This is a genomic window from Haloarcula rara, from assembly GCF_029338235.1.
Lineage (GTDB): Archaea > Halobacteriota > Halobacteria > Halobacteriales > Haloarculaceae > Haloarcula > Haloarcula rara.
Map to the genome: position 1 here is coordinate 2,094,948 of NZ_CP119785.1, position 24,634 is coordinate 2,119,581.

At 66.9% G+C, this 24,634-nt stretch carries 20 protein-coding genes; 11 read left to right on the forward strand and 9 right to left on the reverse strand.

From position 1 onward, the window contains the following. Positions 1-184: 184 nt before the first annotated feature. Entirely contained in the window at positions 185-2,050 is a 1,866-nt protein-coding gene (locus P1K32_RS11100) for a glycoside hydrolase family 15 protein (RefSeq protein WP_276249798.1), read from the reverse strand. Between the two features lie 147 nt (positions 2,051-2,197). On the opposite strand from P1K32_RS11100, the gene P1K32_RS11105 reads away from it, so the two are divergent. The 3 genes from P1K32_RS11105 to P1K32_RS11115 all read left to right on the forward strand — a co-directional run bounded on the left by P1K32_RS11105 (position 2,198) and on the right by P1K32_RS11115 (position 4,434). Next, a complete protein-coding gene (locus P1K32_RS11105; RefSeq protein WP_276249799.1) occupies positions 2,198-3,589 on the forward strand; it encodes a dihydrolipoyl dehydrogenase family protein in 1,392 nt (463 codons plus the stop codon). Between the two features lie 69 nt (positions 3,590-3,658). Further along, positions 3,659-4,117, forward strand: coding sequence for an NAD-dependent epimerase/dehydratase family protein (locus P1K32_RS11110; RefSeq protein ID WP_276249800.1), 459 nt, complete (start codon positions 3,659-3,661; stop codon positions 4,115-4,117). Positions 4,118-4,176: 59 nt separating this feature from the next. Beyond that, positions 4,177-4,434 (forward strand): hypothetical protein, encoded by a 258-nt coding sequence (locus tag P1K32_RS11115; protein WP_276249801.1) that lies wholly within the window; start codon positions 4,177-4,179, stop codon positions 4,432-4,434. A 44-nt stretch (positions 4,435-4,478) separates the two neighbouring features. On the opposite strand, the gene P1K32_RS11120 is transcribed toward P1K32_RS11115, so the two are convergent. Next, positions 4,479-5,435, reverse strand: a complete 957-nt coding sequence (locus tag P1K32_RS11120) for a TIGR03557 family F420-dependent LLM class oxidoreductase (RefSeq protein WP_276249802.1) — start codon at positions 5,433-5,435, stop codon at positions 4,479-4,481. A gap of 353 nt (positions 5,436-5,788) precedes the next feature. On the opposite strand from P1K32_RS11120, the gene P1K32_RS11125 reads away from it, so the two are divergent. Continuing rightward, positions 5,789-6,280: a YciE/YciF ferroxidase family protein gene (locus P1K32_RS11125; protein WP_276249803.1), complete on the forward strand. Its 492-nt coding sequence runs from the start codon at positions 5,789-5,791 to the stop codon at positions 6,278-6,280. 18 nt (positions 6,281-6,298) lie between these two features. Here P1K32_RS11125 and P1K32_RS11130 read toward each other — a convergent pair whose 3' ends face one another. Further along, on the reverse strand, positions 6,299-7,540 hold the full coding sequence (locus P1K32_RS11130; RefSeq protein ID WP_276249804.1) for a hypothetical protein: 1,242 nt from the start codon (positions 7,538-7,540) through the stop codon (positions 6,299-6,301). Between the two features lie 78 nt (positions 7,541-7,618). Between P1K32_RS11130 and P1K32_RS11135 the strand changes: the two genes are divergently transcribed. The 3 genes from P1K32_RS11135 to P1K32_RS11145 all read left to right on the forward strand — a co-directional run bounded on the left by P1K32_RS11135 (position 7,619) and on the right by P1K32_RS11145 (position 10,837). Further along, positions 7,619-8,350 (forward strand): 5-formyltetrahydrofolate cyclo-ligase, encoded by a 732-nt coding sequence (locus P1K32_RS11135; RefSeq protein WP_276249805.1) that lies wholly within the window; start codon positions 7,619-7,621, stop codon positions 8,348-8,350. Positions 8,351-8,417: 67 nt separating this feature from the next. Beyond that, positions 8,418-8,600: a hypothetical protein gene (locus P1K32_RS11140; protein ID WP_276249806.1), complete on the forward strand. Its 183-nt coding sequence runs from the start codon at positions 8,418-8,420 to the stop codon at positions 8,598-8,600. A gap of 137 nt (positions 8,601-8,737) precedes the next feature. Continuing rightward, on the forward strand, positions 8,738-10,837 hold the full coding sequence (locus P1K32_RS11145) for an outer membrane protein assembly factor BamB family protein (RefSeq protein ID WP_276249807.1): 2,100 nt from the start codon (positions 8,738-8,740) through the stop codon (positions 10,835-10,837). On the opposite strand, the gene P1K32_RS11150 is transcribed toward P1K32_RS11145, so the two are convergent. The 4 genes from P1K32_RS11150 to P1K32_RS11165 form a co-directional block, all read right to left on the reverse strand. Further along, complete coding sequence (locus P1K32_RS11150) at positions 10,827-12,242, reverse strand: dihydrolipoyl dehydrogenase family protein (protein ID WP_276249808.1); 1,416 nt, start codon at positions 12,240-12,242, stop codon at positions 10,827-10,829. The two genes, P1K32_RS11145 and P1K32_RS11150, sit on opposite strands and share 11 nt — an antisense overlap. 72 nt (positions 12,243-12,314) lie before the next feature. After that, positions 12,315-14,816: an efflux RND transporter permease subunit gene (locus tag P1K32_RS11155; RefSeq protein WP_276249809.1), complete on the reverse strand. Its 2,502-nt coding sequence runs from the start codon at positions 14,814-14,816 to the stop codon at positions 12,315-12,317. 94 nt (positions 14,817-14,910) lie between these two features. Continuing rightward, positions 14,911-17,397: an efflux RND transporter permease subunit gene (locus P1K32_RS11160; RefSeq protein ID WP_276249810.1), complete on the reverse strand. Its 2,487-nt coding sequence runs from the start codon at positions 17,395-17,397 to the stop codon at positions 14,911-14,913. A 6-nt stretch (positions 17,398-17,403) separates the two neighbouring features. Beyond that, positions 17,404-18,987, reverse strand: coding sequence for a COG1361 S-layer family protein (locus tag P1K32_RS11165; protein ID WP_276249811.1), 1,584 nt, complete (start codon positions 18,985-18,987; stop codon positions 17,404-17,406). 591 nt (positions 18,988-19,578) lie between these two features. Between P1K32_RS11165 and glpK the strand changes: the two genes are divergently transcribed. The 3 genes from glpK to P1K32_RS11180 all read left to right on the forward strand — a co-directional run bounded on the left by glpK (position 19,579) and on the right by P1K32_RS11180 (position 22,764). Beyond that, on the forward strand, positions 19,579-21,114 hold the full coding sequence (gene glpK, locus P1K32_RS11170; protein ID WP_276249812.1) for a glycerol kinase GlpK: 1,536 nt from the start codon (positions 19,579-19,581) through the stop codon (positions 21,112-21,114). Between the two features lie 97 nt (positions 21,115-21,211). Continuing rightward, positions 21,212-22,027: a TSUP family transporter gene (locus P1K32_RS11175; RefSeq protein ID WP_276249813.1), complete on the forward strand. Its 816-nt coding sequence runs from the start codon at positions 21,212-21,214 to the stop codon at positions 22,025-22,027. A gap of 137 nt (positions 22,028-22,164) precedes the next feature. Continuing rightward, entirely contained in the window at positions 22,165-22,764 is a 600-nt protein-coding gene (locus P1K32_RS11180; protein WP_276249814.1) for a hypothetical protein, read from the forward strand. On the opposite strand, the gene P1K32_RS11185 is transcribed toward P1K32_RS11180, so the two are convergent. Further along, positions 22,761-23,336, reverse strand: coding sequence for a response regulator (locus tag P1K32_RS11185; RefSeq protein WP_276249815.1), 576 nt, complete (start codon positions 23,334-23,336; stop codon positions 22,761-22,763). The two genes, P1K32_RS11180 and P1K32_RS11185, sit on opposite strands and share 4 nt — an antisense overlap. A 130-nt stretch (positions 23,337-23,466) precedes the next feature. On the opposite strand from P1K32_RS11185, the gene P1K32_RS11190 reads away from it, so the two are divergent. Continuing rightward, positions 23,467-23,754, forward strand: coding sequence for a DUF8006 family protein (locus P1K32_RS11190; RefSeq protein ID WP_276249816.1), 288 nt, complete (start codon positions 23,467-23,469; stop codon positions 23,752-23,754). Here the strand turns inward: P1K32_RS11190 and P1K32_RS11195 are convergent, their stop codons facing one another. Beyond that, positions 23,755-24,606, reverse strand: a complete 852-nt coding sequence (locus P1K32_RS11195; protein ID WP_276249817.1) for an NAD(+)/NADH kinase — start codon at positions 24,604-24,606, stop codon at positions 23,755-23,757. Between the last annotated feature and the right edge of the window lie 28 nt (positions 24,607-24,634).

A 24,634-nucleotide genomic window follows, 5' to 3' on the forward strand; every position in this document is an offset into this window, starting at 1 on the left:
CGCCCCGACTGACGTGGCGGTCGGGGTGCCGAGGCCAGCTTTTCACCTGGGACTCCCGACGGACGGTCGTTTGATTGGGGCCCGGATGAAGGGTGACATGTGAGCGACACCACAGTGACAGTATCTGCGGGCCGACGATGAGCGACGGCGACGACGGGCCGTGGACGTGCGACGAGTGCCTCGGTCAGTACCCGTCGACGCCCACCGGCTCACCCAGGCGGATGCCCATCGGCGGCGGGCCGGGGAGGGGCTCGCCACGGGCCGCGCCGACGTAGAGCGCGCTGTTGACGAGGCCGATGTGGCTGAAGGCCTGCGGGTAGTTGCCCAGATAGCTCCCGTCGGCGGGGTCTAGCTCCTCGGCGAGCAGCCCCAGCGAGTTGACGTACTCGACCAGCGTCGCCAGCCGGTCGGCAGCCTCGCCGACGCGACCGGACATGGCCAGCGCGTCGACGAGCCAGCACGCACAGAGGACGAACGCGCCCTCGTCGCCGGGGAGCCCGTCGTCGCCGTCGTAGCGCCTGACCAGCACCTCTGCTTCCAGCAGCCGGGACTCGACGGCGTCGATGGTCCCCTGGACGCGCTCGTCGTCGAACGGGAGGAACCCGACCACGGGGATGAGAAGCCCCGTCGCATCGAGCGTCTCCTCGTCGCCGTAGGTCTGGACGAACGCGCCGATATCCTCGTCGTACCCCTTCTCCAGTACGGACTTGCGAACCGCCGTCCGCGCCGCCCGCCACGCCTCGACTGGTGCGTCGAAGCCGTGGGTCTCGGCGATGTCTATACCGCGGTCGAGCGCGGTCCAGGACAGCACCTTCGAGTAGACGAACTGTTTCGGGCCGTCCCTGACCTCCCAGATACCGGCGTCGGGCTCGTCCCAGACCTCGGTGACGTAGTCGACGACGCCCCGGACGAGCGCCCACTCGTCGTCTGCGAGCCCGCGGTCGTGGCTGTAGAGTTCGTCGACTGCGAGCAGTAGTTCGCCGTAGATGTCGAGCTGGCGCTGGCCGGCGGCGCCGTTGCCGACCCGGACCGGCCGCGAGTCGCGATAGCCCGAGAGGTGGTCGAGTTCGCGTTCGGTCAGCTCCGCCTCGCCGTGGAGGCCATAGAGCGGCTGGATCGATTCCGGCTCGGACGCCGAACAGAGGTCGACGAACCACGAGACGTAGTCGGCGGCGGCGTCCGCGTGGCCGAGGTTCGAGAGCGCCTGGACGGTGAACCCGGCGTCCCGCAGCCAGTTGTAGCGGTAGTCCCAGTTCCGGACGCCGCCGATGTCCTCCGGGAGCGAGGTGGTCGGCGCGGCGGCGATGGCCCCGGATTCGGCGTGAGTGAGCAGCTTCAGCACCAGCCCGGAACGGACGACGTGGTCGTGCCAGGGGCCGCCGAAGACACACCCCTCCGAGGGGCAGTCGTGACACCAGTCGCGCCAGTACTCGACCGTGTCCGACAGCGCCGCGGCGGGGTCGGTGTCGGCGTCCTCGGCGCCGGTACACCGCAGTAACACCCACTCGGTCGAGCCCGGGTCGAGCGTCGTCGTCCCAGTGGCCCGCCCAGCGTCCCCGTCGAGTTCGAGGTCGAACGCGGCTTCGAGCGTCGTTCGCTCTTCCGGCCCGGCCGCCAGGAGCCCGGCGGCAGTCCGCTCGAAGGTCGCGTCGGCCCGCCCGTACTCGAAGGCCGGGTCGAAGGTTAGCTCGGCGCTAACCGGACCCCCCTCGCAGTCGAGCCGTCGGTAGAGCACTCTCTTCGGGTGGTCGACGGCACCGGCCGGCGGCATGAAATCCGTCACAGTCAGGACGCTGCCGTCGGTCTCGAACCGCGTTTCGAGGACGTTCGTCCTCTCGCGGTAGCGCTGGCGTCCAGCGGTCCCGTCGGTCGGGCCGACGCGGAACCGCCCGCCTCGCTTCGCGTCGAGTATCGCGGCGAAGACACTCGGGGATTCGACGTGTGGGAACGGGAACCAGTCGACCGAGCCGTCGGGACCGACCAGCGCACACGTCTCCAGGTTACCCACGAGCCCGTACGCTTCTATCGGGGTGTAGTCGCCGTCACGCACCGGCCCACCTCCGGTTGTGGGCCGCTCCAGCCAATATATTGTATAGTTGACAGCCCATGTGAGAGGCTACGTCCGGCAGCCTGAAAAATAACCGCCGCCGCTGCCAGCACAAGAGTGACCCCGTCAAAAGTACAACGATTTGTCAAGATGGCAGATTACGACATCATCGTGCTCGGCGGCGGGACCGGCTGCCTGGTCGCCACTGCGGCCGCCGACGCGGGGCTGGAGACGGCACTCGTCGAGCGCGGTCGGCTCGGCGGGACCTGTCTGAACCGCGGCTGTAACCCCTCGAAGAAGCTCATCCACCGCGCGGACGTCGCCGAGGCGGTCCGCCACGCCGACGGGCTCGGCATCGACGCCTCGGTCGACGGCGTCGCGTTCGGCGATATCGTCGCCGACGTGACGGCGACCATCACGGAGGAAGCCGAAGCGAAGGCCCAGCGCGCCCGCGAACGGGACGGACTCACCTTCTACCAAGCCGAGGGCCGCTTCGTCGGCCCCCACACGGTGGCGGTCGACACCGGCGAGGGACTCGGTGGCGACCGGTTCACCGCCGAGCGAATCGTCCTCGCCGGGGGCTCGCGGCCGATGATTCCAGCGGCCATCGACGGGATCGACGAAACGTCGTTTCTGACGAGCGCCGACGCGCTCCGGCTCGAAGCGCTCCCCGAACGGCTGCTCGTCGTCGGCGGCGGCTACATCGCCGTCGAGATGGGTCACTTCTTCGGCCAGATGGGCAGCGACGTGACCGTCGTCGGCCGCGGCGACGTACTCCTCGACCGCGAGGACGCGGCTATCGCCGAGCGTCTCACTGAGGCCTACCGGGCGAAACACGACCTGAAGCTTGGGTTCTCGGCGACGGCTATCGCGGACGACGACGGCGAACGCGTGGTCACGGCCGAGTCCGAGGGCGGCGAGGAAACCGAACTCCGCGGCGACCGACTCCTGCTGGCGACCGGCCGGCGGCCCAACAGCGACCTGTGGAACGTCTCGGCGGCCGGCATCGAGACCGACGAGCAGGGGTTCGTCGAGACCGACGACTACCTGCGTACGTCGGTCGAGGGCGTCTACGCCATCGGCGACATCGCGGGCAACTATATGTTCAAACACTCGGGCGATACGGAAGCCGAGTACGCCGTCGCGAACGCCGTCCACGGGAACGAGCGGGCCGTCGAGTACCCGGGGATGGCCCACGCCGTCTTCGGGTCGCCACAGGTCGCCGGCTTCGGCGCGACGGAGGGCGACGTCGACGGCGAGTACGCTGTCGGGACCTGCGCCTACGACGACACGGCGCTCGGGGCGGCGCTGCGCGACGAGGGCGGCTTCGCGAAGGCTATCGTGGACGAGGACGGGGAGATACTGGGCTGTCACGTCGTCGGGCCCGAAGCGTCGACGCTCATCCACGAGGTGAGCACGGCCGTCGCGGCCGGGGCTGACGCCCAGGATATCGCGGCGACGATACACGTCCACCCCGCGCTCTCGGAGGTCGTCCAGGGCGCGTTCCGCGATGCCGTCGATTACGGACACGACGGTCTTTGAGACACTCTTTCCCAGCCCAAACGCGACCGCACAGTCAGGCCGGGAACCTACACCTATCGAGAATATAACATGACTATGGTCAGAATCGCGCTCACCGGAGCGGCGGGCAACGTCGGCCGAGAACTCGTCGACGCCTTCGGCGACCACGACGTGGTCTCCTTTACCGACTCCGAGACCGACGACATCGACGGTGAACTGTTCGACGTGACCGACCCCGACGATGTGCTGGCGAAACTCGACACCTTCGACGCCGTCGTCCACCTCGCGGGAGCCGCATCGCCCGAGGCCGAGTGGGAGACGGTCGCCGAGACGAACGTCGAGGGGACGAAACACGTCCTCGACGCCGCCGTCGAGAACGGTATCGACCGGGTCGTCTTCGCCTCCTCGAACCACGCCGTCGGCGCCTACAACTCCGCCGACGACGACCCCGAGACGACGACGCTGACCGACAGCCGCCCCGTCCGCGGCGACGCGCCCGCCGCGCCGGACTCCTTCTACGGCGTGAGCAAGCCGCCTGCGAGGCCCTGACGAACTACTACGCCGAGCGCCACAGCCTCGAGGTCGTCACCCTCCGTATCGGGTGGTACATGACCGAGGCCGACCTGCGCGAGGCGACCGGCGACGACGTCGACCCGGGCCGGGACCGCTTCGCGCGGGCGACGTGGCTTTCCCCCCGGGACTGTCGGGCCATCCACCGGCGGGCGGCGACGGCCGACCTCCCCGAGAGCCCCGTCACGCTCAACGCCGTCTCGCGCAACGACCGGCGCTACTTCACTCTCACCGAGACGATGCAGACGCTGGGGTATCGACCACGGGACAACGCCGAGGAAGTTCTGGCGGGGTGACCCCCCGAATCACGTGGGACGGGTGGGCCCCGCGCACCGACCAGTCACGAGAACGACGGTAACACCGCTTCCTCGTAGAGGTCGACCATCGCCTGCTGGTCGTCGCCGATCTGCATCGTGTAGACGTGGTCGTAGCCGGCGTCGATAGCGGTCTGGATGCTGTCGATGTGGGCCTGTGGGTCAGGGTCCGTGATGATGCTGCTCTCGGCGATATCGCCCTCGGAGACCATCTGAGTCGCCTGTTCGAACAGCGCCGGCGTCGCCAGCTCGCTGTTCAGCTCGCCCGGTAGCGCCGAGTTGGGCCACTTCTCGTAAGCGGTCGCGACCGCCTCGGCCTCGGTCTCGGCGACACACGCCTGGAGCTGACAGAAACGGGGCCCCTCGCCGCCGTGGTCCTCCCAGGTCTCGATGGCCTCCTGTGGGCCGACCGACCAGAACCCGTCACCGAACTCGGCCGCGGCGGTCGCGGCTCGCTCGCCGTAGGCGGAGACACAGACGGGCGGTGGCTCTTCGGGGAGCGTGAACAGCCGGGCGTTCTCGACGGTGTAGTGCTCCCCGCGGTGGCTGACCTCCCGGCCCGTCCAGAGCCGGTTGCAGATATCGACAGCCTCCTCGAGCATCTCGATGCGGACGGCGTGTGCGGGCCAGCGGTCGCCCAGGACGTGCTCGTTCAAGTTCTCGCCGGTGCCGACGCCAGCGTAGAACTCGCGGCCCTCGAACATCGCGGCGACGGTGGCGACGGCCTGGGCGTAGACGGCCGGATGGACGCGGATGATTGGCGCCGAGACGCCGACCCCGACGTCGATGTCGTCGGTCGCGGTCGCGACCCCGCCTAGCGTCGACCAGACGAACGGGGCCTCTCCCTGCTCGCTGACCCACGGGTGGTAGTGGTCCGAAATGGAGAGGAAGTCGAAGCCGGCGGCCTCCGCTCGCCGCGCGTGCTCGACGAGGTCGGTGGGGCTGTGCTCCTCGCTCGACAGCGTGTAGCCTATCTCCGTCATCGTTCCCGGGACCTAGCCTCACCCGTCCCGGGAGTGAACCCACTGCCGGCACTCGAAAGCGAGCTTTCCGTGCCCAGAGCAGGTGCCGTCGGGGCCGCTCAGAACAGGTCGTCTCGCAGCCGGCCCTCGCTGTTTCGCACCGCCGATTCCGGGGCAGTCTGGGTCGCCTCGTCGGCGTCCCAGTCGAGGCGCTCGGCCAGCTACTCGGTCGTGGACGACTGTCTTGTCGCGGTCCCCCTCGGTTAGCGCTGCTATCGTACTACCAACAGTTCAGCGCCGGGTAGCAAAGGCCGGACCGGACGCAGTTGCAACCCAGCGGCTCATTGCTCGCTCGGTCGAACGAAGACGTGGTCATGACAACTGAATCAATCGAGCAACTGCTCGTCGAAGGTGTCCAGGAACTGTACTACACCGAACAACAGCAGATCGACGCGCTGGAAACGCTCGCCGAGGAGACCGGAATCCAGGCGGCCAGTCACGCCTTTGCCAGCCACCGCGAGGAGACCGAGACACAGGTCCAGCGACTGGAGCAGGTCTTCGAAGCCCTCGGCGAGAAGCCCGAAGCCAGGGAGGACATCGTCGTGACCGCGATGATAGACGAACACGACCAGTTCGCCGGGGCAAACGACGGCGAGGTACTGGACCGGTACAACATGGCGATGGGACAGAAGACCGAACACTACGAGATAGCGGCCTACGGAAACCTCGCGTCGCTGGCGGAGAAGACCGGCCACGACGAGGCCGCCGAACTGCTGGTCGAGACGCTCCGGGAGGAACAGGACGCGCTCGACGAACTCACGGCGGCCAGCGAGCGCTTCGACGAGCAGCAGATAGCAAGCGACTGACCGGCTCGCGGCCGACGGTCACGGGCGGTCCCGGAACAGCGTCAGGTGGGCGACGATGGTCCGGCTCTCCAGCCCGCCTGCCAGCGCCCCCGAGAGGACCCCGATGGTGCTGATGAACGCGCCCGTCCGGACGAGGTCGACGACGCTCACGGTGGGGTCCTCGAGGCTCGGCCAGTTCGACATCAGGTTCGGCGGGAACACGACCACCTGGATGACGAGCATCACGCCCCAGACGAGCGCGAACAGGCCGGCCATCGCCAGCACCAGCACGAGGAAGACGGTGACGTTGACCAGCGCCGTGTGCTCGGTGACGACCCGGTGGCGCTTGCGCGGGAACGAGAGGTTCTGAGCGAACAGGAGATAGAGGGCGGCGACGAGGATGCTCACCACCGCGAACAGCCCCGCCGTCAGATTTCCCATGTGAAAGCCCACGTCCCAGGACTCGGCGCTGAAGACGATGACGAGCGTCGGTGCCACCGCCGCCGTCGACAGCTTCGGCAGGGAGAGCGGAAGCAGCGGCGCCCGGCTATGGCCGAGCGCCTGCAGTATCTGTCGGGGGTTCCGGGCGGCGCTTTTGCCGTGGAAGGCGAGTCGGCCGAGTACCCCTCGCGGCGTGGCCTCCTCGGCGGGTATCTCCCCCGCGATTCTGTGGAGATACGTCTCGACGTCCGCGTCGAACTGCGGGACCGTCGCTCGGTCGGGCAGGAACTCGAACGGGTCCATGACGCCGCCACCGGCGTCGCGGTGCCGGGCGCCCAGCACGTGACCCAGGAGGTGGACCAGTAGCGTCGCCCCGTTCCAGCGGACGGCCGCGTCGTCGAGGTCGTAGGCCGGTTCGCCGCGTGGGGCGCTGCGGAGGGTCCGGGTCGAGAGGACGGCGACGCGGGCGAGCGGTGACGCGAGCCCCGGGACGAACCGCTCCCGGCTGGAGACCACCGGGACGTCCGTCACCACCACGACGGCGTCGTAGGGCCCCGCTACCATCTGGTTGGTCGCCCGGTCGAGGAACTCGGAGGGACCGCGACGGTCGTTGTCGGGAAGCGTGTGTGGCGTTTCGAGATAGAACCGCCAGGACACGTCGGTCGCCGACGCCAGTTCGTCGACGGCGTCCTCGCCAGCCCGTGTCGCGAACGCCCGGAGTTCGTCTGTGTCGCTTCCGGGGGCGTGGGCGAGGAGGACGCCGACGTCTACCGCCAGCCCCGTCGTCCCCTCACACTCCGCGGCCAGCAGTGACGGCTCGGTTCGGGACTCACTTGCCATGCCTATGTTTCATTGTGACGACACTTCTGGCTTTGGCAGAACCGTGAGAGCCGTGTGGCTGGCCCGCGAGGACGCGGTATGGACAAGCAGGCCATCCGCGAGCGGGTGTGGGACCGGCTGGAGGCCGACGGGGTCGCCCGGTTCCCGTTCCCGCCACACGACCGGATACCGAACTACGAAGGGGCCGTCGCGGCCGCCGAGCGGGTGACCGAGACGGCCGTCTGGGAGCGCGCCGAGACGGTGAAGGCCAATCCCGACTCCCCACAGCTCCCGCTGCGCCGGGCCGCGCTCCGGGCGGGCAAAACAGTGTATATGGCGGTCCCACGGCTTCGGGACCGGCGCTGTTTCTACGAGCTGGACCCGACCGAACTCGACGATATCGAGGCGGCCCCGGCGGTCTCGAACGTCGCCGACCACGCCAGCCAGGTCAGCCCCGAGGCCGTCGGGACGCTCGATCTGGTGGTCTCGGGCTCGGTCGGGGTGACCGAGGACGGCGCCCGTATCGGCAAGGGCGAGGGGTACAGCGACCTCGAGTACGCCGTGCTCGACGAACTCGGACTGGTCGACGACACGACGCCGACGCTGACGACCGTCCACGAACTGCAGGTCCTCGATGGGCCCGACAGTGCCGTTCCCGACGCCACCGTCCCCGTCGACGCCCACGATGTCCCGATGGACTACGTCGTCACGCCCGAACGGACCGTCGAGACCGACACCCCGTACCCGCGCTCCGACGGCGTCGACTGGGCCGCCCTCGATGCCGACCGACTCGCCGAGATTCCAGTGCTTGCCGAGCGTGCGCCGGAGTGATGCGCCGATTCGGGCTCGTCCCGCGACGGGACACACGCTTATAGATGTGTAATTTCTATAACAGGATATGGCACACCAGCCAGAGCGACCGAAGGAGTACGTCTGTGAGAACTGCAACAACATCGTCGCGGGCGTCGCCGACGGGGAGCCGCCGGACCGCACCTACCAGCCGCCCAGAGACTGCCGGGCCTGTGGGAACTCCGAGTTCGTGGAACTTGACAACTATTCGTCGACACCCCAGGCGGAGTAACCCGGCGATTACACGCGACCAGTTTTGCATTCTCGTCGTCCCGCCTCGGGAACGGACCGCAGCGTTCTCTCGGCCGAGCCACGTGTTGGGATTGATGGCGACGCATTAATATTAGAGGAACAAAACGTGAACGTATCATGGGTGAGAAACGACGACACGGTATCGACAGACGGTCGTTCCTCGGTGGGGCAGCCGCCAGCGCCCTCGCCGGCCTGGCGGGTTGTAGCTTCCTCCCGTTCGGGCAGTCCGGCCCGACCGGCTACTGGACCGAAGGGGGCAACTTGGCACGAACGAGTTCCACCTTCGACCCGTCGAAGTCAGAAACGCCGGACTGGTTCACCGGACCGACCGACGGGGACCAGGAGTGGCTATACGAGACGCGCAACGGAGGCTACTTCTCGACCGCCGTCGCCGTCGACGACAGTCGCGTGTTCGTCGGAAGCGAGACCGGCGTGGTCACGGCGTTCGACCTCTCAACTGGCTCGGTATCGTGGGAGCGTCGCCTCGACGCCGGCGTCCACACGGCACCGGTCGTCCGGGACGGGGCAGCTTATATCGGTGACGGCGACAACACGCTCCACGCGCTGGCGGCGGCGGACGGTTCCGAACGCTGGACCGTCGACCTCGGGACGGACCTGCGGGCCCGGCCTGCTGCGAGCGACGCGGGCCTTCTCGTCAACACGGGCGAGGGTATCTCTGCCATCTCCTACGAAGATGGTAGCCACCAGTGGAGTACAGGCGGGACACTGCGGTCACAGCCTGTCGTCAGGGACGGGACCGTTTACGCGGCGACCGGCAACGGCGTCACCGCACTCTCGCTGACCGACGGGAGTGAGCGATGGTCGACACTCGACAGTCGTATGGACGGTGTCGACGTCGACGGAGAGAGCGTCTACGCGACCGCCGGCGGAACCGTCTACGGGCTCGACCGCGAGGACGGCACCGAGCAGTGGCAGTACGACCTCGCGGACGGCACTACCGTTGGTCCAACCGTGGCTGACGGGACGGTGTACGCCAGCGCCGGGACTGAACACCTCGTCGCGCTGTCGGCCGCCGATGGCTCGGAGCAGTGGCGCTACGACGAGACGTTCAGCCTCGAAGGGAGCCCGACCGTCGCCGACGGGACCGTCTACGCCCCCGGCAGCGGGGACCTCCACGCGGTCGACGCCGCGACGGGGGAGGCACGATGGACCGTCGAAGGTGACCTCGGGATGACGAAACCGGTCGTACTGAGGGACCGAATCGTCGTCGCCAGCGCGGGCGGCACTGTCCACTCCCTCGAGCCGGGCGACGGGAGCGAGCAGTGGACCGCCGGCACCTATATGCAGGTCACCGGCGGGGTCGCCGTCGTCGGCGACACGGTGTACTTCGGGGACAACACGGACACTGTTTATGCGCTCTCGGCGAGCGACGGGAGCGAACAGTGGACGACCGACGTCGACGGCGAGGTCGCGTACACACCGACTGTCGCCGACGGAACTGTCTACGTTCCCGGTGAGAGCGGCTGGCTCTACGCGCTCGATGCCGAAAGCGGCGAGGAACAGTGGACCCACGAGGAGGGGACGACAATCGCCGGCTCGGTCGCGGTGGCCAACGACACGGTGTACGTCCCCAGCGGCAACGACCGGCTGGTCGCGCTCTCGACCGACGACGGCAGCGAGCAGTGGGAGTACGAGATATCCATCGACAGTGCACCGGCTATCGCCGACGGCACGGTGTACGTCGCTGGTTTCTACGACGACCGACTGGCGGCGGTCTCGGCCGACGACGGTAGCGAGCAGTGGTCGACCTCGGTCGAGGACCTCTCGGACGTGACCCCGGCAGTCGGCAGCGACAACCTCTATGTCGTCTCTGACTCGACGCTCTACGCGTTCGACCGAGAGACCGGCGAGGAGGTGTGGGCCACGGAGGACGAGACAAACTTCTACCGGGCCCCGGCGATTACCGAGGACTACGTCTACGCTGGCACGAGCGACGAGAAACTGGTCGCACTGGACATCGGGAACGGCGACGTCGACTGGGAGTTCGAGTTCGACGACTTCACCGAGGTGCACGCGCCGGTCGCGACCGACGAAGCGGTGTACTTCGGCAACTCTGCCGGCGACCTCTACGCCGTCGACCTGGACGACGACAACGAGCAGTGGTCGGTCGAGACGGAGGCGAGCGTCGAGACGGCTCCAACTGTTTTCGACGGCACCCTCTACGTCGGCGGGTGGGGCGTCCGGGCTATTCGGTAGCCGACGCCAGCTGGGCCACGCAGTCCCGGACCAGCCCGTCGAGATTTTCGGGGAGCGTCGGGTGGTAGGCCCGGTCGGGAATCGCCCGGACGTCGAGTCCGAGTTCGACGACGACCTGGAGCGTCTTCGCGAAGCTATCGGCGTGGTAGTGAAGCCCCTGCCACCCCAGCACCGTGCCGTCCGTGGCATCGACCACGAGCTTCGAGAGTCCCTCGGAGACGTCCTTGGATTTGAAGACGCCGTCGTCGCTGGCCTGCCTGGTCGCCGTCACCACCTCGTACCCCGCCTCGCGGGCGCTCTGTTCGCTGTGGCCGACGCGAGCGAACGGATAGACGCCCAACCCAGAGAAGATGACGTGGTGGTGGACGTTCTCGTAGGGCAGGGGCTGCTGGCCTGACTCCTGGCGCAGGATGTTCTGGGCGGCGGTAAACCCCTGTTCCTTGGCGACGTGAAGAATCGGTTCCTTGCCGTTGACGTCGCCGACGGCGTAGACGTGGTCGGCGTCGACGGTCTGCATCGTGTCCGTGACCCACTCCCCCTCCGTCGAGATGGACGTTCGACCTAGACCCAGTCCGTCGAGCGTTGGACGGCGGCCCGTGAAACAGAACAGCTGGTCGGCCTCGTACTGTTGTTCGCTTCCGTCGTCGAACTCCACGTACAGCCGAACGCCGCCGTCGTCTGTCGGTTCCAGGCGCTGCTCGTAGCAGTTTGTCGGTATCTCTACGTCCCACTCGGCCTCGTAGATGCCGCGGGCGGCGTCGCCGAAGGCGGGGTCGGCCTCGTCGATGGGCCGGGCGTCGTGTTCGATGACGGTGAGTTCCATCCCGCCGGCCTCCGCCAGGTAGGGGACCATCTCCATCCCGATGTAGCCAAAGCCCATGACGATGCCCGACTCGGGCAGTTCCGTCGCGTCGAGCACGTCGGCGCTGGTCATGTAGTCGACGTCCTCTATTCCGGGGGTGTCGGGGACGGAAACGGTCGAACCGGTAGCGACGACGACGTAGTCGGCGTCGAAGGTCCGCCCGCCGGCGCGAACGGTGTGGTCGTCGACGAACTCGGCGGTGGCGTGGACGAACTCGACGCCCTCGCGCTCGGCCAGCTCGTGGATTCCCTCGCGCCGGTGCCTGGCCCAGCCCAGCACGTGGTCGTTCTTCCGTTCGACGGTCGCTTCGAGGTCGACATCGGGGGCCTCGCCTGTGAGGCGCTCGTCGTGGCGCGCCTGGAACCGGTGGGCACCGGCCGACAGCACCTCCTTCGACGGCATACAGCCCTTGAGGATGCAGAGCCCGCCGCCGGGGTCCCCGTCGTCGATGAGCGTCAGGTCGATTCCGTCCACGGTGGCGAGTTCCCCGGCGACGGCCGCGCCGGCGCTGCCGTACGCGCCGATGATGACGACGTGGGTCATACCTGGCCACTAGCTACCCGGTTTGATAAAGGCACCCGCGGCGTGTCCGGTTCGGGCACGACCGCTTGCCCCCTACTTGTCGTCGCCCGGGAGGAGCGACCGGCGGCTGCGGCTCCGGAAGTCGCCGGGCCAGACGTTCCTCGCGCGCGACCAGACGACAAACACCGACGGGAGGACCAGCAGCGAGGTGAGGAAGGCATAGACGATAGAGAGCGCCGTCAGGATGCCGAACTGGCCGATCGCGGGGAAGACGGCGAGCGCGAGGACGCCGATGCCGAAGACGGTGGTGAGCATACTGCCAAACAGCGCACCGCCGGTGCCACGCACCGTTCGGTCGAGCGCGGTCACGAGGTCGGCCGTGTGGTACTCGTCGGCGAAGCGATGGACGACGTGGACGGAGTAGTCCACGCCAAGGCCGATAGTCAACGCCAGCATCGTCCCCGTGATGGCGTTCAGCGGGATGCCAAGATAGCGCATGGTGCCGGCCAGCAAGGCCACGGTGACCACGACCGGCACGACGTTGACGATACCGAGCGAGGGTCGTCCCTCGATGACCCAGTAGATGAACACGAGGAAGACGGCAGTCCCGGTCAGGGCGATGGCCAGCGAGACGATTGCGGACTCGAAGATGACGTCGGAGACGGCCTGGAAGACGACGGTGCTCCCCGTCGCCGTCGCGTCGAACCGGAACTCGTCGGCGACGTCACGGGCGTCGCCCGTCACCTCGCCGTCGCCGGCGTCGGCCTCGACGCTGTAGACGACACGGGTCGCCCGGTAGTCCTCGGTGATATAGCTGAGCGCCTCGCTTCGCGAGGACGACGACAGCAGGTACTCGTATATCTCCGCTAAGTTGTCGTCCGGGACGCCGTTGTCGTTCTGGTCGTTGCGGGAAACGAGCGCCCGGAACTCGGGGTCCCGCTCGGCGCGGTCCTGGATGACGGTGACGATGGAGGTCGAGTCGGCGCGACCGTCCTCACGGACGAACGAGTCGGGCGGGTCTTCGCCCGCCCGATGTATCTGTTCGAGGGCGTCGTCGCTCCGCATCGGCCCCTCGACGTACACCGTCACGTCACCGCCCTGGCTCGAGGTGAACTTCTCGTCTAAGAAGTTCGTCGTTCCCGTGACGGTGTACTCGCTGGGGGCAAAGGGCTCGGGTAGCGACTCTATCCAGTCGGGGTTGTCCTCGGGCGGGAGGAAGTCGTCCTGGGAGAACGAGGTCGAGATGCCGGTCGCGTACATCCCGGCCCCGCCGGTGACGACGAGTATCACCAGCAGGAAGACGACGGGCGCGCGCTCGGCGATGACGACGCCGCCCCGCAACACGCCACTGAGTTTCGACCCCTCCGAGCCCAGCGGGCGCTGGCTGAACGTGGGGATGGGGTAGCGCTCGCGCAGGCGGTCCAGTTCGACCTTCGCAGCGGGGAGGAAGACGCCGAAGATGAGGAACGTAAAGATGATGCCGATGGCGGCGACGTAGCCGAAGTCCTGGATGGGCGGGAGGTCGCTGGAGAGATTCGAGAGGAAGCCGATGACCGTCGTCCCGGTGACGATGCCGAAGGCGACAAGCAGCTGGTCGGTCGTTGTGCGCATCGACCGCCCGATGCCAGTCCCCGTCTCGCGTTCCTCGCGGTAGCGGTTGACCGCGTGGATGCCGAAGTCGATACCCACCGCCAGCAGGAGCGGCGGCACTGCGATGAGCATCTGCGAGAAGGGAATTCCGGCAAGCCCCATGAAGCCGAACGTCCAGACGATGGCCATGAACAGAGCGATAAGTCCCAGCGCCATGTCGGCGAGGTCCCGGTAGGCAATAGAGAGAAAGAGGAGGATAAAGAGGAGTGCCGCGGGCACCGTCAGAATCAGGGAGTCGGCGACGACGTTGGAGAACTCCGCGGCGAGAATGCCCGCGCCGAACACCGTCATCGACCCCGCACCCGTCGTGTCGACGGTGAACTCGGTCTGTCGCTGGATGTCGGTCAGGGGACTGTCACCGCCCTGGCCCGACCCCGACGAGAGACCGGTCGGCAGCTCGTGCGTGACGACGCCGATAGTGGCCGACGCGGCGGCGGACTCGCGGTTGAAGTCGTTGCTGAGCAGCGACGTGAACTGCGGGTTGTCGGCGGCGTCACGGACGGCGGCGTCGATTTCGCTGTCGGTCGACCGTTCGAGCGTCCGAATCTGGGCCTCGGTCGTCGTCGCCGACGGGTCCAGTTCGCGGGCGACGATCGCGGCCGCAGACGACGTCGAGGTCACCCTGAGGTCGTCGTGGTTCTCCAGGGACTCCTGGGTCCGGAGCATCCGCACCATCGCGGGTTTGGCGAGGACGTTCGTCTCCGACTGGATGAGTTGCGTGCTACCGGTATCTGCAGAGAACGCGGGCGAGAACTTCGTGTTCACCTCTTCGAAGGCCTCCTCGGCCGGCAGTCCGGTCGTGAACTGCTGGGTGCCGGCGTTCGTCGAGATGTTGCTCAGGCCGGCAGTAAAGAGCAGAGTCACGACGAGAAATGCGAGGACGACCTTGCGGGAGTCCTCGACGATGCGGTCGTCGGCCCAGTCGATGTAACGCTGATAGTTCATCGGTTCGGGACGCTCCGGGCCACGCGACGGCTAGCCGGTGGCCAGTGGGCTGTCGTCAGGTTGGGGCTGTGACTGGATAAACGCTTCATTTCGATCACCGTTCCTCGCTTTCCGACGGTGGGGTCGCGAGTCCCTGGTCCGTGGTCACGCCCCGCTTGTCGGTCCACGGGAAGATAGAGTCGGCGACGTTCCCGCTTTCGGCGTCGTACCGGCGGAGCCGGTCCCAGACGACCAGCACCGACGGGAGGACGAACATCGACGCTAGATAGGCGTAGACGACCGATAGCGCCGTCAGTAGTCCGAAGTTCCCGACGATTGGGTTCAGCGCGAGCACCAGCACACCGATGCCGCCGACGGTCGTCAGCATGCTGCCGGTCAGCGCGCCGCCGGTGCCGACCACGGTCCGGCGCAGCGCAGGCTCTAGCGCCAGCGTTTCGCGCTCGTCGGCGAAGCGGTGGACGACGTGGACGGCGTAGTCGGTCCCCAGGCCGACGGTGATAGCGAGGATACCGCCGTTGAGGGCGTTGAAATCGATACCCAGGTACCGCATCGTCGCGACGAGGGCGACGACGGCCATCATGATAGGGATGACGTTCACTACGCCGAGGCTCGGCTTCCCTTCGAGCAGCCAGTAGATGCCCACCAGGAACAGCGACGACCCGACGAGCGTTATCAGGAGACTCTGGAGGACCGTATCGAGGATGAGCGCCCCCGCGTCCTTGAAGACGATGGTGATGCCGGTCGCCGAGGCGTCGGCTCGGTGGTTGGCCGCGACCTCGTCACCGGCCGCCGCTATCTCGCCGTTCGTCGCGGTGCCGTCGGCCGTGTAGATAATCTGGGTGCTCCGGCGGTCCTCGCTGAGGAACTGCTCCAGCTGCCCGGGGCTGTCCGCCGCCAGCGCGTCGTAGATGACCGGGAGGTTGTCGTCCGGAATCCCGTTGTCGTTGCGGTCGTTGCGGGAAACGAGCGCCCGGAACTGTGGGTCCCGCTCGGCGCGGTCGCGTATCACCGTCACGAGGCTCGTGACCTCCGCCTCCCGCCCCTCGCCGTCGATTGTCTCGGGCGGGTTCCGGCTGGCGCGGTGGAGTGACTCGAGCGCGTCGTCACGGCGCATGTTCCCCTCGACGTAGACGATTACCTCTTCCTCCTGGTCGAAGTGGCGGTCACGGAGGTTCCGGTTCTCGACGGACTCGAACTTCTCGGGCGGCGCGAGCGGGCCCAGCTGCTGGAGGAAGTCGGGGGTCTCCTCCTTGGGGAGGAAATCGTCGCTGTCGAACTCGGTGCTGACGCCGGTGGCGTACCCGCCGGCGACGGTCGTCGCCACCAGCGCGACAATCAGGAAGACGACCGGGGCACGCTGAGCAACGGTGACACCGCCCGAAAGCAGCCGGCCGAAGGCCGACTCCTCGGAGCTAAACGGGGACTGGCTGAAGACGGGGATGGGGTAGCGCTCGCTCAGGCGGTCGACGTACACCTTCGCGGCGGGGAGGAAGATGCCGAAGATGAGGAACGTAAAGACGATGCCGATGGCGGCGACGACGCCGAAGTCGCGGTTGGGCGGGAACGCGCTGACGAGGTTCGAGAGGAAGCCGATGACCGTCGTCCCGGTGACGATGAAGAAGGCGACGAGCACCTGTCTGTTCGTCACGCCCATCGCGTCGGCGATGTCACTGCCCGTCGCACGCTCCTCGCGGTAGCGGTTGACGACGTGGATACCGAAGTCGATACCCACGGCTATCAGCAGCGGCGGCACGGACACCAGCAGGGGATTGAACGGGATGTCTGCCAGTCCGATAAACCCGAACGTCCAGATGAGCGCCATCACGATGGCGCCGATGCCAAGCAGGAGGTCGACGAGGTCCCGGTAGGCGACGACCAGGAACGTCACGATGAGTATGAAGGCCGCCGGAAGCACGATACCAAGGGATGTCGCGATGGTGTTTGGCGTGCTCCCGAGCACGCGGATGTCACCGCCGACGGTGCCGACGATGCTTCTGACCCGCTCCTCTCGGTTGTCGATGTCGGCGGCGTCGTGGGTGACGGTAGATTCGGTCACCGAGGCCGACGCTGACTCCCGGTTGAAGTCCTCGCTGACCGACGACGTGAACGTGGGGTTCGTCTCCGCGGTCGTCCGGACGGCCCGGTCTATCTCGCGCTCGGTCGCCCCCTCGAGGACGTCTATCTGTGCGGAAAGCGTCGTGGCGTTGGGGTCCAACGTGGTCGCGACGTCACGGGCGGGCGAACTCGTCTCGGAGACGCGCAGCTCGTCGTTGTCGTTGATGCGTTCCTGTGCCCGCAACGACCGCAGCAGTGACTGTTTCGACAGTGCGTTGCTTTCTTTCTGCAGCAGCGTCGTCGACGTCGTCGACTCGCTGAAGGAGGCACCGAAGTCCCGCTGGATATCCTGGAACGTCTCGTAGGACTCCAGGTCCTCGATGAACTGCTCCTGGCCGGATTCGGTCTCTATCGCGCCGAGGCCGGTGGTGAAAGCGACCGTGAGGACCAGGAACAGGAGGACGATACGACCTGGGCTCGTAGTGATGCGCTCGTTCACCCAGTCGATGTAACGCTGGTGGCCCATCCGTGTCTACCGGAACCGCATGTATCCGCCCACGGCCAGTACCAGCACGAGCGCGACGCCCCCGATGGCCGTCAGGGGCAGCCCGCCGCCACCGTTTGCGTCGGTGACTTCGATGGGGACCCGGTAGGTATCGGAGATAGACGAGTCGCCGTCGGGGTCGTCGTACCTGAAGTCCAGCGAGACGGGGTAGGACTTCTGGAGCGCGTCGCCGTCGGCGCTGACGCTGAACGTTATCGTCTCGGACTCGCCGGGTCCGAGCGCGTCGATGTAGGCCTCATCGTCGTCGGTGTCGATGGGCGAGGAGGCAAACAGCTTGGCCGTGATGTCCGAGAGCGTCTCGTTGCGCGTGTTCGTCACCGTGATCTCGATATTACCCGACTGGCCGATACCGACGGAGGTGTTGGCCGAGTCGAGACTGAACTCGTCCTGGTCGGGGCTGACCTGCGCCTGTGCTTCGAGGGTGTCACTCTCCACGCGGTCGTCCTCAGTGTTCCGATAGCTCGTGACGAAATCGAACTGCTTGGAGCCGGCCTCGGCGCTGTCCGTGGCGTCGGCGGTGAAGGTCACCTCGGTCGACTCCCCGGAGTCAAGGTCTCCGACGGCGATCTCGGTCTCCTCTGGCGAGATGTGCTCCTTGTCGCTGACCCACTTGATGACGGCGTTGTCGACGTCACGCGGGCCGTCGTTGGTCACCGTCGCGGTGATAGTCCCCTCCTCGCCGGCTGAGAGGGTGCTCTCGACGTCCGAAAGCGAGAACTCCTGTTCGGGGTCGGGCGTGATGCTCACCGAAGTGTCGGTAGACTCCTTGCGGACGCCGTCGGGGTCGTCGAACGCGACATTGAGCTGGAAGGGATAGGAGTCGACCTGGGCGTCGTCGCTCGCGGTGACGTCGTACCGGAACGTCCGGGTCTCGCCCGGCGCCCACGAGTCGACCGAGCGAGTGCTCTCCGTTCCCTCGCCGAAGGTCAGGTCTCCGCTCTGGCTCGCCAGCGTGACGTCGCTGTCGTTCGCGGCCGTCTGGCCGGTGTTCTCGACGGTGACGGCGACGGTGCCAGTGGAGCCGACCTGTGCGTTGGAGTCGACGTTCGTCACGTCGAAGGTGGCGTCGTCGCTGACGGTGACGCTGACAGTTCGGGTCCGCGTGACGCTCTTTTGCTGTCGCACGCCGCTCGAAATCCGGCTGTAGTAGTCGTAGTCCAGGACGACCGGGACGTCGTAGGTGCCGGGCTCGGCGTTCTCGTCGACGCTGACCTCGAAACTCGCGGTGGTCGGCGCCCCGGTCCCGAGACTACCCAGCGACCGCGTGCCGGTCTTGATAGATATCGGGGCCGACCCGTCCCTGACGTCGACTGTCAGTCCCCGGGCGGTCTGGACCTCGCTGTTCAGGGACGGGTTCTGGTCGTCACCGAGGTCCAGGTCGCCGCTGTTTACGAGTACCACGTCGAGCGTGGTCTCCTCGCCGATGGCGACGGTGTCGTCCTGGAGTGAGGCCTTGATGTCGGGACTCCCCCGGGCGACGGCAGTGGCGGTTCCGGCAGCGAGCACGAGCGCGGCGACGACCAGTAACAGAGAGATTGTGCGATTGTTCATGGGTCAGCGGGTAGGGCGGTCTGGAGGGTCGGTTTCGAATCGGCCGGCGGCCACCCCCCGTGACTCGCCGGCGTGCCGTTTTTGAGCGGCTACTCAGTCAGTTACATCTGAGGACCAATTCGTTAATTAGCTTTGTGATTTCTCACCGCCGTATCGGTCGGCAAGCCACGCCTCGTCCGGTTTCACCGTTCGGTGACGGGTTCTCCTCGGTCTCGTTTCGACCCGAGAGTCCGTGAGCGAGTACATCGAGGACAACGTCGTCCGCGGGCGGACGGACACCGATATCGCCTGCTGCGCCAGCGACCGGGCCGGCTGACGACCGGCGGTACGCAGAACAACGCCGACCCGCGGCTGACGACCGGGAGCCCGGGCGACCACCCGTTCTTCCCGTCGAGACCCCTCGAAAAGGACCTGCGCGACCCCGACGGCGACGAGACCGAGGAGTAGCCCACCCGAGTGCGGTCGGTGTACACGCACGACGCGGCCTTATTTTGGCGGGAAATAATATCAGCTGATCTTATATAATGGTTGTTACCCAACCTTAATACGTCAACCAATTGTCTGTTCGGGCACGCGGAGTTGAGAGACACAATGACAGAAGACACCTACGTCGGTGCGATAGACCAGGGTACCACAGGCACGCGGTTCATGGTGTTCGACCACAGCGGGCAGGTCGTCACCAGCGCCTACGAGAAGCACGAACAGATTTACCCGGATCCAGGCTGGGTCGAGCACGACCCGGTGGAGATCTGGGAGAACACCAAAGAGGTCGTGACCACGGGTCTCGACGAGGCAGACCTCGACCCCGAGCAGCTCGAAGCCATCGGCATCACCAACCAGCGCGAGACCACGATCGTGTGGGACAAGGAGACCGGCAAGCCAGTCCACAACGCCTTGGTCTGGCAGGACCGTCGGACGACGGACCGCGTCGAGGAGATTCAACAGGAGGGGAAAGTCGAGTGGATTCGCGAGAAGACGGGACTCGAGTGCGACGCGTACTTTTCGGCGACGAAGACCGAGTGGATTCTCGACAACGCCGAGCCCCTGAAGCTGGAAGCCGCCCGCGGCGAGGACGTTCGCAAGCGAGCCGAACAGGGCGAACTCCTCATGGGGACCCCCGACACGTGGATGATATACAACCTCACGGGCAACCACATCACGGACGTTTCGAACGCGTCGCGGACGATGCTGTACAACATCCACGAGATGGAGTGGGACGACGAACTCTTAGAGGAGTTCGGCGTGCCAGCGTCCATGCTACCGGAAGTCCGTCCCTCTTCGGACGAGGAGACCTACGGTTCCACGGACGCCGACGGCTTCCTGGGTGCCGAAGTGCCCGTCGCAGGCGCGCTGGGTGACCAGCAGGCCGCGATGTTCGGCCAGACCTGTTTCGACAAGGGTGAGGCCAAAAACACCTACGGGACCGGTGCGTTCTACCTGATGAACACCGGCACCGAGGCCGTCGAATCGGACCACGGCCTCCTGACCACCATCGCCTTCCAGATGTCCGACGAGCCGGTCCAGTACGCGCTGGAGGGCTCCATCTTCATGGCTGGCGCCGCAATCGAGTGGCTCGAGGACGTCGACCTCATCAACAACGCCGCCCAGACTGCAGAACTGTCTCGTTCGGTCGACTCGACTGACGGCGTCTACCTGGTCCCGGCATTTACCGGGCTGGGCGCGCCCCACTGGGACGGCCGCGCACGCGGGACCATCGTGGGGATGACGCGTGGGACGCGCAAAGAGCATATCGTCCGTGCGACGCTGGAGTCCATCGCCTATCAGACCCGTGACCTCGCGGAGGCGATGGAAGCCGATTCGGGCGTCGAGACGGACAAACTCCGCGTCGACGGTGGCGCAGTCAAGAACAACTTCCTGTGTCAGCTCCAGTCCGACATTATCCAGACGGACATCGCGCGACCTGAGGTCGACGAGACCACCGCTCTGGGCTCTGCCTACGCGGCCGGCCTCGCCGTCGGCTACTGGGACACTGTCGACGAGCTGCGCGACAACTGGCGAATCGACCGCGAGTTCAGCCCCGAGAAAGAGGCCGAAGAAGTCGACAAGCTGTACGACCGGTGGGACGACGCCGTCGAGCGCTCCCTCGACTGGGCACAGGAGGAGTAACTGTCGACGGGGCACTGCATCTGCGGTCCGCCGTGGTGTCGGCGCCGCGCATTCCCGACGTACCCTTATTTTGCAACGCGTCCGTTCCTGGAGAGAGATGCTCCAGACACTCGCTGTCGGCGGTCTCCAGCCCGTAATGGTTCTGACCGTCGCGGCCGTCGTCTTTCTGGGCGGTCTGGTGAAGGGGACGGCTGGCTTTGGCTACGCCATCGTCGCTACTGCTGTGCTGGCGACGCTGTTCTCGCCGACCGTCGCCGTCGTCGTGATGATCCTCCCGATGCTCGTGGGCAACCTCCGACTGCTCGGCGAACTCGACCGGGCCGAGATTCCCCGGTGTATCGCCCGCTTCTGGCCCTACGTCCTCGCGACAGCGGTCGGGACGCTCGCGGGCATGGCCCTGCTGGGACGGATTCCCCGACCGGTGCTGGCGCTCGGACTCGGGCTGTTCACGCTTGCCTACGTCGCCGCCACCCAACCCTGGGTCGTCCTCCCGGGCGAAGCGTGGACGCGCGAGCGTTGTTTCCGACCCGGCACCGCGGCGACGGTCGGCATCGGGCTGGTCTCGGGGTTCGTCTTCGGTGCGACGAACGCCGCCGTCCAGGTCGTCGCCTACCTCGACAGCCTCGACCTGGACCGCTCGACGTTCGTCGGGGTCCTGGCCATGATACTCGTCGGTATCTCCCTGCTCCGGCTCGGGGCGGCGTGGGAACTGGGGCTGTTCGCTACCGGCAACGTGGCCCCTGTCACCCTCCTCGCGCTCTCTGCTGTCGCCGCCGTCCCCGGCCTCGTGGGCGTCGCGGCCGGCCAGCGCCTCCGGCGGCGGCTCGCCGAGGGCACGGTGACCGCGGGTGCGCTCCTGTTGCTCACGCTTATCGGGCTGAAACTCCTCGCTGACGGCGCGGCCGGGCTGTGATCGTGATTATTGTAGATTATGGACGGTAGCGCCGACCCCGGGGTCGGCGCGTACCGGTAAACCGCTACACGAATCACTATGACTGGCCGTCCCTGTGCCGAAAGAGGTTAACAGATGGACCGACGATTGCCACTCGAATGAGCGAGCAACCGAACAAGGGGACCAGCGGGGGGCCACAGCTGGGGAACCTCCTCACGGTCGTGGGGTGGATCGCGATAGGCGCGGTGTCGCTCGCCACCGTTCTGGTCGTCCTCGGAACCGTCGTCGTGCTTCCGTTCTCCCGTGACGTCGCCGTCGGCCTCGGGCTTGCACTTGGGGGCGGTGTCGGCGGCGTCGCCCGCCTCTTCCGGGCGTCCGAGGGGGTCGAATCGGCCGACCAGACGATGACAGTCGACGTCGACACCGTCGGACCGACGGCGCCGGAGCCGGCGGACCTCTTCGACGGCCACCCCGACCCGGTGCTGTACTACGCCGACGAGGGCCACGGGACCGTCGTCCGGGCGGCCAACGACGCGTTCGGCGAGACGTTCGACGTGCCCGTCGAGCGCATCGAGGGAACGCCGCTCTCCGAGGCGCTCCTGGTCGCCGGCGAGGAGACGGTCGACGCCGAAGCGGTCACTGCGGGCGGGCTCGACCGTATCGTCGACTGCGAGACGACGGCCGGGACCGAACGGTTCCGCCTCAGAACGATCGGGAACGGCGAGACCGGCTACCTGCTGTACACACCGCAGACCTAGCTCGGCCGCCGCGTGATGTCACGGAACGCGGTGTCGATATCCTCGAAGTCCGAGAGCGCCTCGTCCATCTCCGCCTGCAGCGTGTCGGCGCGCTCCTCGAGCGATTCGACCCCTTCGTTGCTGTCCAGCGTCTGGGGCGTCTTCTCTCCTTTCAGCAGGGCGAGTTTCGACGTGACCTCTAGATACTCCGCGAGCCGGTCGTCGTACCGTCGGGCGGCCAGCTGCTGGTCGATGGCCGCTACCAGGTCCTCCTTCTCGACGGGTTTGCAGAGGTAGTCGTCGAAGGGCATATCGATGATGTCGAAATCGGGGTCGACCGCCGTTATCATGATGACTCGCGTCGAGATATCCCGGTCGCGTATCTCCTCGAGGACCTCGTCGCCACCCACGTCTGGCATCCGCCGGTCGAGCAACACCACGTCGATATCGTCGTCCAGCCGGTCGAGCGCGGCCGCCCCCCCGTAGGCGGTCTCTGTCTCGTACCGGTTGCGGAGACGCAGCGCGTAGACGTCAGCCACTTCCGCCTCGTCGTCGACGACGAGGACGGTCGCGTCCGCAGTAGACTCTGACACAGTAGCCTATACTGTCGGGGGCTGGCATATAACTATTTGTGAGCCACGTAGTGTCGGCCCCTGTCAGGTTCCCGGGGGAAGCGCGGAACGGAACTTTAAAGATTGCGTCACGGCCAGTTTCGGCATAGGAATGCTCGCGCCACCGCTGCAAGTCATCGACGGCTTTCTGCTGAACTACACTATCGGTGATGTCCTGTTGCTCGGGTTCGTCCTCGGTGCCGTCGGCATCCTGCCGACGCGCTCGCTGAAAATGCTGGGTGTCCACACCGTCTCAATCGGTGTATTGTTGCTGTTGATACCCTCCTCGATGCTGGCACCGAACGCCGGCAGCCTGCTCTCGTCGTCGTTCGCGTACAAACTGGTCGGACTCGTCCTCCTCGCGCTCGCGCCGGTCCTGTACTCGGTCGGCCGGAAGTAGCTACCCCAGTTTTCCCAGCGCGGTGAAAAAATCCAGCGGTGGGCCAGCCAGCCGAATCGGTTCGCTCGCCCGCGTTATCGTCACTTTCTCCGGTGGTGACAGCGATTCGCGCACCCGTCCGTCGCTGACGACGACACCCGCGTCAGCGGCGGCGACCGACACCGTCACGTCGCTGTCGACGTCTGCCACGAGCGGCGGCATCCCGTCGGTCTGTGCCATCCCGGTGATGACCAGCCCCCCGACGGCGGGGTGGACGAGCGGCCCGCCCTCGCTCAGGTTGTAGGCCGTCGAGCCGGTCGGCGTCGCCACCAACAGTCCGTCGGCGTGCCCGCTCGTGTACAGCGAGCCGTCGACGCGGACCTCGAACTCGGCGCCGCCACCGCTGCCCCGGTGTGCGCCCTGCACCACGACCTCGTTGAGCGCGGGCGAGAGCTCCCAGCCGTCGCCGGTCGCCCGGAGTCGCGGCATCGCTCTGGTCCGTGCGCTCCCGGTCCGCTGGATGTGGTCGACCTCGGCGACGACCGTCTCGACGGCCTCTTCGGGCGCCAGCGCGTTCAGAAAGCCTACCTCGCCGAGGTTGACGCCCATGATGGGCGTCGAGCCGGCGCCGCGGGCGGCATAGAGGAAGGTTCCGTCGCCGCCGATGCTGACGACCAGCGTACACTCGCTCATCTCCTCGACCGGTCGGGTCGACGGGGTCGCGGCGTTCCACGCGTTGTGGTCCTGGAGCGCCCCGCCGGTGGTCTCGTCGACGGCGACGGTCGCCGAGACCTCCTGGAGCCGGTCAGTCAGCGTACTCGCGAGTGCCATCGCCCGGTCGTTGTCCCGCTGTGCGACGATGCCGACGGTCATGGTGGCCGTTCCCGCCGGGTGATTATAA

Excerpts from the sequence above, each read along its gene's own strand:
- P1K32_RS11105 (WP_276249799.1), top strand. The coding sequence starts at position 2,198 with ATGGCAGATTACGACATCATCGTGCTCGGCGGCGGGACCGGCTGCCTG.
- P1K32_RS11110 (WP_276249800.1), top strand. The coding sequence starts at position 3,659 with ATGACTATGGTCAGAATCGCGCTCACCGGAGCGGCGGGCAACGTCGGC.
- P1K32_RS11115 (WP_276249801.1), top strand. The coding sequence starts at position 4,177 with ATGACCGAGGCCGACCTGCGCGAGGCGACCGGCGACGACGTCGACCCG.
- P1K32_RS11120 (WP_276249802.1), bottom strand. The coding sequence starts at position 5,435 with ATGACGGAGATAGGCTACACGCTGTCGAGCGAGGAGCACAGCCCCACC.
- P1K32_RS11125 (WP_276249803.1), top strand. The coding sequence starts at position 5,789 with ATGACAACTGAATCAATCGAGCAACTGCTCGTCGAAGGTGTCCAGGAA.
- P1K32_RS11130 (WP_276249804.1), bottom strand. The coding sequence starts at position 7,540 with ATGGCAAGTGAGTCCCGAACCGAGCCGTCACTGCTGGCCGCGGAGTGT.
- P1K32_RS11135 (WP_276249805.1), top strand. The coding sequence starts at position 7,619 with ATGGACAAGCAGGCCATCCGCGAGCGGGTGTGGGACCGGCTGGAGGCC.
- P1K32_RS11140 (WP_276249806.1), top strand. The coding sequence starts at position 8,418 with ATGGCACACCAGCCAGAGCGACCGAAGGAGTACGTCTGTGAGAACTGC.
- P1K32_RS11145 (WP_276249807.1), top strand. The coding sequence starts at position 8,738 with ATGGGTGAGAAACGACGACACGGTATCGACAGACGGTCGTTCCTCGGT.
- P1K32_RS11150 (WP_276249808.1), bottom strand. The coding sequence starts at position 12,242 with ATGACCCACGTCGTCATCATCGGCGCGTACGGCAGCGCCGGCGCGGCC.
- P1K32_RS11155 (WP_276249809.1), bottom strand. The coding sequence starts at position 14,816 with ATGAACTATCAGCGTTACATCGACTGGGCCGACGACCGCATCGTCGAG.
- P1K32_RS11160 (WP_276249810.1), bottom strand. The coding sequence starts at position 17,397 with ATGGGCCACCAGCGTTACATCGACTGGGTGAACGAGCGCATCACTACG.
- P1K32_RS11165 (WP_276249811.1), bottom strand. The coding sequence starts at position 18,987 with ATGAACAATCGCACAATCTCTCTGTTACTGGTCGTCGCCGCGCTCGTG.
- glpK (WP_276249812.1), top strand. The coding sequence starts at position 19,579 with ATGACAGAAGACACCTACGTCGGTGCGATAGACCAGGGTACCACAGGC.
- P1K32_RS11175 (WP_276249813.1), top strand. The coding sequence starts at position 21,212 with ATGCTCCAGACACTCGCTGTCGGCGGTCTCCAGCCCGTAATGGTTCTG.
- P1K32_RS11180 (WP_276249814.1), top strand. The coding sequence starts at position 22,165 with ATGAGCGAGCAACCGAACAAGGGGACCAGCGGGGGGCCACAGCTGGGG.
- P1K32_RS11190 (WP_276249816.1), top strand. The coding sequence starts at position 23,467 with ATGCTCGCGCCACCGCTGCAAGTCATCGACGGCTTTCTGCTGAACTAC.
- P1K32_RS11195 (WP_276249817.1), bottom strand. The coding sequence starts at position 24,606 with ATGACCGTCGGCATCGTCGCACAGCGGGACAACGACCGGGCGATGGCA.